General features: G+C 35.9%; 7 protein-coding genes and 1 pseudogene. 3 read left to right on the top strand and 5 right to left on the bottom strand.

The window, feature by feature from the left end:
* A partial coding sequence (locus AC1M9K_RS14390; protein WP_481589626.1) for a BapA/Bap/LapF family prefix-like domain-containing protein occupies nt 1-1,015 on the bottom strand: 1,015 nt, incomplete at its 3' end.
* Nucleotides 1,016-1,335: 320 nt separating this feature from the next.
* On the opposite strand from AC1M9K_RS14390, the gene AC1M9K_RS14385 reads away from it, so the two are divergent.
* Nucleotides 1,336-2,406: a zinc-binding metallopeptidase family protein gene (locus AC1M9K_RS14385; RefSeq protein WP_180029054.1), complete on the top strand. Its 1,071-nt coding sequence runs from the start codon at nt 1,336-1,338 to the stop codon at nt 2,404-2,406.
* A 78-nt stretch (nt 2,407-2,484) separates the two neighbouring features.
* Nucleotides 2,485-3,246, top strand: coding sequence for a 3-oxoacyl-ACP reductase (locus tag AC1M9K_RS14380; protein ID WP_481589625.1), 762 nt, complete (start codon nt 2,485-2,487; stop codon nt 3,244-3,246).
* Nucleotides 3,247-3,302: 56 nt separating this feature from the next.
* Here AC1M9K_RS14380 and AC1M9K_RS14375 read toward each other — a convergent pair whose 3' ends face one another.
* The 4 genes from AC1M9K_RS14375 to AC1M9K_RS14360 form a co-directional block, all read right to left on the bottom strand.
* Complete coding sequence (locus tag AC1M9K_RS14375) at nt 3,303-4,196, bottom strand: LysR family transcriptional regulator (protein WP_092766282.1); 894 nt, start codon at nt 4,194-4,196, stop codon at nt 3,303-3,305.
* A 164-nt stretch (nt 4,197-4,360) separates the two neighbouring features.
* Nucleotides 4,361-5,632, bottom strand: coding sequence for a DcaP family trimeric outer membrane transporter (locus tag AC1M9K_RS14370; protein WP_180029056.1), 1,272 nt, complete (start codon nt 5,630-5,632; stop codon nt 4,361-4,363).
* Between the two features lie 83 nt (nt 5,633-5,715).
* Entirely contained in the window at nt 5,716-7,086 is a 1,371-nt protein-coding gene (locus tag AC1M9K_RS14365) for an MFS transporter (protein WP_092766280.1), read from the bottom strand.
* Nucleotides 7,087-7,471: 385 nt separating this feature from the next.
* Nucleotides 7,472-8,386, bottom strand: a complete 915-nt coding sequence (locus tag AC1M9K_RS14360) for a LysR substrate-binding domain-containing protein (RefSeq protein WP_481589624.1) — start codon at nt 8,384-8,386, stop codon at nt 7,472-7,474.
* A 114-nt stretch (nt 8,387-8,500) separates the two neighbouring features.
* On the opposite strand from AC1M9K_RS14360, the pseudogene AC1M9K_RS14355 reads away from it, so the two are divergent.
* A pseudogene (locus tag AC1M9K_RS14355) lies at nt 8,501-8,624 on the top strand (muconate/chloromuconate family cycloisomerase); the annotation flags it as partial.

Genomic DNA, 8,624 nt, shown 5'->3' with positions numbered 1-8,624 from the left:
CTTGTAATTGAGCTTGCGTTGCTGGACTGATTACACCATTTTTAGCAGCAATTGCCTCTACCAATTCATCATGCTTAGCTTCTGCAGTTTGAACCGCTTGTGTTGCTGCTGAAAAATCTAAATTAGTAAGATTATCCACAGCATTATTTAGTTCATCACGAGCATTATTTACATCATCAATGCTTGGCTTGTCACCAATATTGTTATTAAAGTCATCTACAAGCTTTTGAGCTTCTTCAATTTCTTTTTCTAATTCTGATCTAGTTTCATCAGTATATGGATCATTAGGATCTTCATTTTCCAACTTATCCTTTGCATTTTCCAAATCAGCTTCAAGATTATTAATTGCTTCTTCTAATTTAGCAGCATCTTTAGCTTCTTGATCTTTTAAAGCATCTTCAACAATAGAAATTAAATCATCAGCCGTCTGGTCAAGTAATTCTTGACTTGATTCTGGGTCTTTTAAAACAGCTTCTGCATCATTAATAGCATTTTCAACTCGCTGTTTTTCATCACCATCCAATTGATTTAATGAATTTTTAGCATCATTGATTGCATCAACTAATTTGCTGAGATCTTTGGAAGGTTGTTTTGTGTTACTTGATCCATTAGCAGCATCAAATACAGCAACGCCAACTCCAACTGCACCTAGTGCAAGTGAACCACCAGCTAACCAATTATTTAAGATTGTAGCGCCAGTTCCAGCACCACCTTCTAGTAACGCTTCTATGCTTTCTAAAGGGTTGTATTCTACATTTTTGAAATCAAGAACAAACATCTCACTATTTTGGTTACGGAAAACTAAATCAGATGTTTCATAATTGAAGTTTTCTAGGGTTATTGTTTCCCCATTATTAAGTTTAATAATGACCTGATTATCATTCACAATCAGCTCTTGAACATCTTCAGGAGCCACGTCGATCATTACAACTGAGTCTTCAACAATTTTAATTATATTGCTTTCTGAAGTGATCGTATTATTCAAGGTTTTTTTTGAGATAATCTGAGTTTGCATATACAAAATACCCATAGATTTAAAGAAATTTTACTTGATAGCATTAAACGATCATTTAGTTTTCTAATCAAGATTTTTTTAGATTAAAAATCATATATTTCAATATATTGTGATTTGAATCACACTATTTTTTAATAAAATTGATTTTATTTTATACAGTAACTAAATGATCTTAATTATACTGCTATTTACAAATTCAATACGTTGATTACTTATTGTTCATCATTCTTCTTGCTTTTAATTTTCATTATTTAATATCAGAAACACAAATTTTTTTTGAAAAAAGCAATGGTATAATCTCAAAAAAATGAATAATTTTTATGAAATATTTTTCTTGCGCGCAGTGCAATCAGCAAATCTTTTTTATGAATTCTACATGTACTCATTGTGGAATTAATTTAGGATATGTTGTAGAAGAAAGAGAAATGGGAAGTTTCCATAAACATACTAGTCAGTTGTGGAAATCCATTAATCCCAAATTCAAAAATAAACTCTATAAACCCTGTTTTAATTATTTGCATCATCATGTATGCAATTGGATGATTCCTGCAGAAAGTTCTGATATTTACTGTGACTCTTGCAAACTAACCTCTATTATTCCAAATTTAAATAATCCTGATCACACCATCTATTGGAGCAGATTAGAGCATGCGAAGCGTCGTTTCCTTTATATGATGCAACAACTAAATATCATGCCGAGACCAAAAAAAAATGATCATGATCAATTTGGACTTAGATTTAATTTTTTGATGCCCGAACCAGATCTTCCTGTTTTAACTGGGCATGCTCAAGGTACAATTACATTAAATGCAAGCGAAGCAGACGTCGTATACCGCGAAACAACCCGAATAAAAATGGGTGAAAACTATCGAACCCTACTCGGTCATTTTCGCCACGAAAGCGGGCATTACTATTTCGATCTCATTCAAGAGCTTCGACCAGATCTCATTGATGCGTTCAGAGTAATGTTTGGAGATGAACGACAGGATTATGCTGAGGCTTTAAAGCGACATTATCACGAAGGTCCACCCATAGACTGGCAGAAAAAATTTATTAGTTCCTATGCAAGTGCTCACCCATGGGAAGATTGGGCAGAGACTTGGGCACATTATTTACATATGATGGATACCTTAGAAACAGCATACTATGCGGGTCTGAGTGTTCAATCTAAACGTGCTGATCTCCCAAGTATGACGATCGAAGAAAATCCGATTGGTGCTAAAAACTTTGAAACTGTTTTACAAAACTGGTTAACCATCACTTTTAACTTAAATGCACTTAATCGCAGTATGGGTTTAGATGATGCATACCCATTTACGCTATCAGATAAAGTCTTAGACAAGCTCAGATTTATTCATCACAAACTATTAGAAATTTCATTTCAAAAATAAATTTTTTTGCTTTATCAAAGGTTGAAGTTACTTATTATTTAAATACAATCTTCACCAAGTCTTATTGATTGTGTGTAAATGAAAATAAACGAACAGATTGTACTCGTTACAGGTGGGGCACGAGGCCTTGGCTTGGCTATTACCAAGGCATTATTGAGCGAAGGCGCTCGTGTCGTTGTCAATTATCATAGTAGTCATGAGTCCGCTAAGACATTAAAACTTTCACATCCTGATCAAGTTTTTAGTTATCAAGCGGATATTACTGATGCAGATCAAGTTTCAGAAATGTTTAACGCTGCCAAACTGCATTTTGGTGAAGCTATACATTCAATTGTGAATAATGCACTCGTTAGATTTAAATTTAACGGGGATGCAAGACCAAATATTTCACAAATACAGTGGAATGATATGCACACTCAGTTTGAGGGTGCTGTTAAAGCTGCCCTTAATACTACTCAAGCCGCTTTAGCCGACATGAAAGCTAATCGATTCGGTCGAATTGTGAATATAGGAACAAACTTGGTGCAAAATCCTGTTGTGCCATATCATGACTATACTACTGCAAAATCTGCCCTTCTCGCATTGACGAGAACATGTGCTCATGAATTAGGTGAGTTTGGAATTAATGTCAATATGTTGTCTGGTGGATTACTTCAACAAACTGATGCAAGTCAAAGCACGCCACAGGAAGTTTTTGATTATATTGCTTCCGCTACTCCCTTGCGTAAAGTAGTCACTCCTGATGAGTTTGCTTCAGCCATTTTAATGTTTTTGTCACCGTACTCTAAAGCTGTCACTGGTCAAAATTTAATAGTGGATGGCGGTTTGGTTAAAAATTAATAACGATGCTTAGAGCTTAGGCTATTTTTTATTTAGGGAATAGCCTACCAATAATGTTATTTTACAAGGATTTCATGAAACATATGTCTAAGCCATTGATGGCTGGTCTTATGATGACAGGACATATGCCAATATTGTTTAACACCATATGTCGGGAAAGCAATGGGTGCATCAAAGATTTTTAAATTTCCTCGTGATAATAAAACTTCGCTTAAATAATAAGGCACTGTAGCAATCGCATCAGTTTCTTGAACAACAAGACCAACACCAAGATAACTTGGTAATCGCATTAAAATATTTCTTTTAAGTTCAAGGTTTAACAGCTCATTTTCAATATGGTAATGCCCCATTCCCGCATCAATATCAATGTGTGATTCTGCCAAATACTGTTCTTTGCTGATTGAATCTCCCGTTAAACGAGGGTGATCTTTTGCTGCAATTACAACATAATATTGCTCGAATAGTTTTTGTTGATAAAAGCCATTTTCCAAATGAGGCAGAAATCCTAATGCAAGATCAATTTCACCATTTGCCATTTGATAACTTGTTTCAGAAGTTATTGGCCGTACATTTAATCTGACATGAGATGCTTTTGCTTTTAGATATTGGGAAATCTTAGGCAGTAATACTAAATGCGAAACATCAGTCATCGCCAAGGTGAATTGTTGATCTGATATAGCTTCATCAAAATCGATCGTAAAATTATTAATCGCTTCAACCTTACTTAATGCTTCACTGACCAATGGGAATAATTGCTTTGATAATTCCGTCGGGATCATTTCATTCCCAATTCTTAAAAAAAGCGGATCGTTATAATGTTGTCGAATTTTATTAAGAATATTACTTACAGCAGGTTGACTCATCTGCAATTGTTCAGCAGCAACCGAGACACTTTTAAATTTGTAAACATGAAAAAAAATACTGAGTAATTTGCAATCTAATTCGTACACGAAACGCGCCTTCTCCTAGTAGATGAGAATCTAAAGTCAAATAAGATCTCATAGTACTTTTATATTTTTATTTTTTCTATGATCTATTCTGACATTCTCAAAAACCATCCCATAAAAAAAGAGCGAAAAATCGCTCTTTTTATCATCATTCAAGCTGGAATCATTTAGAAATTATAAATTGCTACAGCACTTACACGATTATCCTCACCTGTGTTAGAACCATTTGGTGCAGATACTACAGCTTTACGCTCACCATACACATATTCCAACCCAAGGCTAATGGGTTTGATCGGACTATAGAATGCATTGACCCAACCTTGCCAAAGCTCCTTATTGATCTCTGTCAGATTTATTGCACCACCTCGATAAGCATTTGTCACATCTTGATTCATATAACCAAAACCAACAGTTCCACGCCATTGAGGATTAAATTGCTGCGTTAGACCTATTGTAATCGAGTCAAATTCATTCTCATCTAAAATTTCACCAGATGAGTTACGGCTGATACCAGGATTCGTCCATGAAACGAAACTGCTATCTCCTTTTACATGATAGTAGTCAGCTTTCAGTGTAGTTGAAGGAGCTAACTTATATTGCATACCAAGTCCTACGCCCCATGCAACGACTTCATCAACTTCTGTTTTCTTTTCATTGACCATAGTACGTAAACTGAGTTTAGCATCATCATTTAATTGATGATTTAATCGCGCTGTGACTGCAGGTGTACGCATTTTAGATAAGCCATCTTTTGGATCTTCTGCTGCAAGGACCAAGCCTGTTGCAGGTGCTAAACTCATACTATAACGAACTTGAGGTGTACGTTTTACAGCACCACCCACATAACCTAAGGCATCAATCGTTTCAGGCATATAGTCTGGCACAGCAAAGTTAGACCAAGTTTGACCAATTAACCATTTATCGTAATTCATATAAGCATGACGTATACGAAGATTATCTAATCCAGCTCCACCCAAAAAGTCGACTTCAACTTTACCTGAAACTTTTTTATCATTGATTTGACTATGAATATCCAAACCTAAACGTGTTGCTGATAGAGTCGACTTCAGTTGATCACTTGCTTCACTTTGTCCCGCTAAAGGAACTTTATTAATATTATTATATAGGCGATCTGCCGCACTACCTTCGGCTTGATATGAGGCATCTAGACGAACATTACCATAAAAATTAAAAGTGGTATCTTTACCAACATTTAGTTTTGGTTGGGGTTTAACAGATTCTGTTTTTAATGTCTCAATCGATTTTGTCTGTACAACAGCATTCTTCTGTTGTTGTTCCATCATTGATTTAAGTACTTCAATTTCTTGACGTAGTTGCTCTATTTCAGACTGTTGTGTGCTTTGTGCAAATGTTGCAGTAGAGGTTAAAACAGCTAATGAGATTAAACTTAAAGTAAAAGGTTTGTTTGAAAAGATCATCCTAATCTCTCTTATCCTATAAAATGGTTTGAAAGTCTAAATAACAGCCACCTTCTGGCAGCTGTCTTATTTATAAAGAATTTTTACTGTGCTTGTTCTACGACTTTAGAAGAGTGCACCGGTTCTTCCTGAGCAATTTTTCCATCTACTGAATTTTTCAGATTCACCATAAAAATTGCTAAGGCTGCAATCACACCAGGAATTGCGATGACCAAGAAATTCATTTGGTGCGGAAGTTCCATGGTTAACAAAGCACCAGTGAGTACTGGACCTACGATTGCACCAATTCGACCAATACCAGATGCCCACCCCATACCAGTTGAACGAACTGTCGACGGATAATATTGTGCGACGAATGTATAAAGTAGAATTTGTGAGCCAATCGTTGCAGCGCCCGCGATTGCAATTAGCGTATACAACACGATTTGTGGACTATTAAAGCCGAGAAGGATAAGTGCAAGTGCACCGCACACGAACATAATTGTGAGTACTTTTTTGATGTGGAAACGATCTGCAAGATATCCACCACCGATTGCACCCACCATACCACCGATATTTAATGCAAATAGGAAGATCATACTTGCACCAAGCGAGTAACCCGCTTGAATCATCAGTTTTGGCAACCAGCTTCCTAAAGCATAAACCATGAGTAAACACATAAAGAATGCAACCCAGAACATGAAAGTACTGAAGGTACGACCTTGCTGGAATAATGCTTTTAAAGGAGCTTCATCACCTGCTGTGACTTCATCTAATACAAATTGAGTGTCAGCAGTAATATTTTTTTCAGGTGCGATTTTCTTCACATTAATTCGCACTTGCTCGGTTTGGTTTTTGTTGGTCAGGTACATCAAAGATTCTGGTAGGAATTTCCAAATCAACGGCAATGCGATTAAAGGCAATGCAGCGATATAGAACATAATTTTCCAGCCATATTGTGGAACTAACCAAGCACCTAATAATGCTGACGTCATACCACCAATTGCATATCCACTGAACATAAGGGCAACTAAAGTACTTCTAATTCGCTTAGGTGCATATTCAGTCATTAAAGCAACAACGTTAGGCATCACACCGCCAATACCCAGACCAGCAAGAAAGCGTAAAATACCAAATTCAGTTGGATTCGATGCAAATGCCCCCAAAAATGTAAATCCACTGAAGATTGCCACACAAATCATAATGGTTTTTTTACGACCAAGCTTATCTGATAATGTACCAAATGACATAGCACCGAACATCATCCCGAATAAAGCTGTGCTTGCTAACAATCCAGCTTGTACTGAAGTTAATGCCCATTCCTGCATTAATAAAGGTAATGCAACTCCATAAATAACAAGATCATAACCATCAAAGATAATAATCAATAAGCACCAAAACAATACACCCCAATGAAATGGTGTGAACTTAGCATCATCAATCACACGATTGATATTTAATTTGTTTGCTTCCAAGGTTGCGCCTCCTGCAAATAAACTCTCCAAAAATATGACGCAACATTGACTTAAAGCTGAAAAAATGTCCAAAACCGAATATATCTATATATATACCTTCAAGGTCTAAATAATCTCGAGGGCTTATTTCTAGTATGATTGAATGAAAATTAGACGAATAATTACTTTAAAAAAAAATTCTTTGAGAATTTCTAATTTGAATTTTTTATTGCAACCTAGTTTTTCTTCAAAGTTAAAATTATTTGTTTGAAATTTATCAAAAAAATTAAGCCCCTTTTCGGGGCATAAGCTAAAGTCGTAGTTATTTTGAGTATTTAAGATTTTTGATTGCTATTTTTTATCCAATAGCTTTAGACCTAAGTCTAATTATTGTATTAGACCCTATCTAAATTAAATTTCTATCATACTTAATTGCTTCTAAATCATAAACTTGGTAAATACAATCTATTAGAGACATGATGTCCTCGCTCTCATCTAGATTACGTATCGTCATAAATACTGGACTTACTGCAGTTTCATCTAAAATTGGAATGTAAAGCAAATGGGATAGCTGAATTGATTTCGCACTTTCTGGAACAATACAAATACCTTCACCAGCTGCAACCAAACCAAGAGATAGCTGAATTTCTCGCACCAAACGTATATTTTTAGGTTCTAAATTATATTCTGCAAACAAGGCTTGGACTTGAGTTGCAAAGCTAGGGGTTGTATGGCTAGGGTATAAAAAAATATTTTCATCAGAAATATCAGATAAATAAACACCTTCTTTGTTTAAACTTAAAGGATGACTCGCATGCACTGCCATCATTAAGCGCTCTTCACGAAGCAAAATTCGCTTCAATGCTGGATCTGAAATTCTAAGCCGCCCAAATCCAACATCAATCTTCCCCTCTTTGAGTGCTTTAACTTGTTCTAACGTGGTCATTTCAACAAGTTCAATCTTTAAGTGGGGTTGCTGCTGCCTATATAAATATACAATTTTAGAAAGCAGCCCATAAAGCAGTGACCCGACAAACCCCATTGTTACTGTACGTTCAACTAGACCTATACGCTTTGTCATAGACTTAACTTCTTCAGCATTGGCAAGTAATTTCACTGCGTGCTGATAAAAGAAATATCCGGCTTGTGTTGTTTTTAATGGACGGCTACCTCGCTCAAATAAAGCAATGCCAAGCTCTGATTCCAAATTTTGAATTTGTCTACTTAATGGTGGCTGCGCAATAAATAACTTTTCGGCTGCTTTTGTAAAACTTTGTTCTTCTACCACTGCGACAAAATATCGTAGATGTCTAAGCTCCATGACTTCCATACCTTTAAAATATATTAAAATGCAAAAATGATCTTCGACTCTATTTTTGCATTCTTTTAAGGTATACCACATGAAATACACAATGCAAGAATGCGTAGAGTGGAAATGATTACATCAGTTGAAACCTTGCTCGTTGAAATCCCGACGATCCGCCCACACAAGATGGCGGTCGCAACGATGCAAACTCAAACCTTAGTCCTCATTAAAATCGAAACTTCGGATGGTTTCA

This window comes from Acinetobacter sp. 24-47-67 (assembly GCF_056779735.1).
The sequence above is the reverse complement of the archived record's forward strand: the minus strand, read 5'-3'. Positions and strand labels throughout refer to the sequence as shown.

Bases quoted from the DNA above. Each gene is read 5' to 3' on its own strand.
- AC1M9K_RS14380 (WP_481589625.1), top strand. From the start codon at position 2,485: ATGAAAATAAACGAACAGATTGTACTCGTTACAGGTGGGGCACGAGGC.
- AC1M9K_RS14370 (WP_180029056.1), bottom strand. From the start codon at position 5,632: ATGATCTTTTCAAACAAACCTTTTACTTTAAGTTTAATCTCATTAGCT.
- AC1M9K_RS14385 (WP_180029054.1), top strand. From the start codon at position 1,336: ATGAAATATTTTTCTTGCGCGCAGTGCAATCAGCAAATCTTTTTTATG.
- AC1M9K_RS14360 (WP_481589624.1), bottom strand. From the start codon at position 8,386: ATGGAGCTTAGACATCTACGATATTTTGTCGCAGTGGTAGAAGAACAA.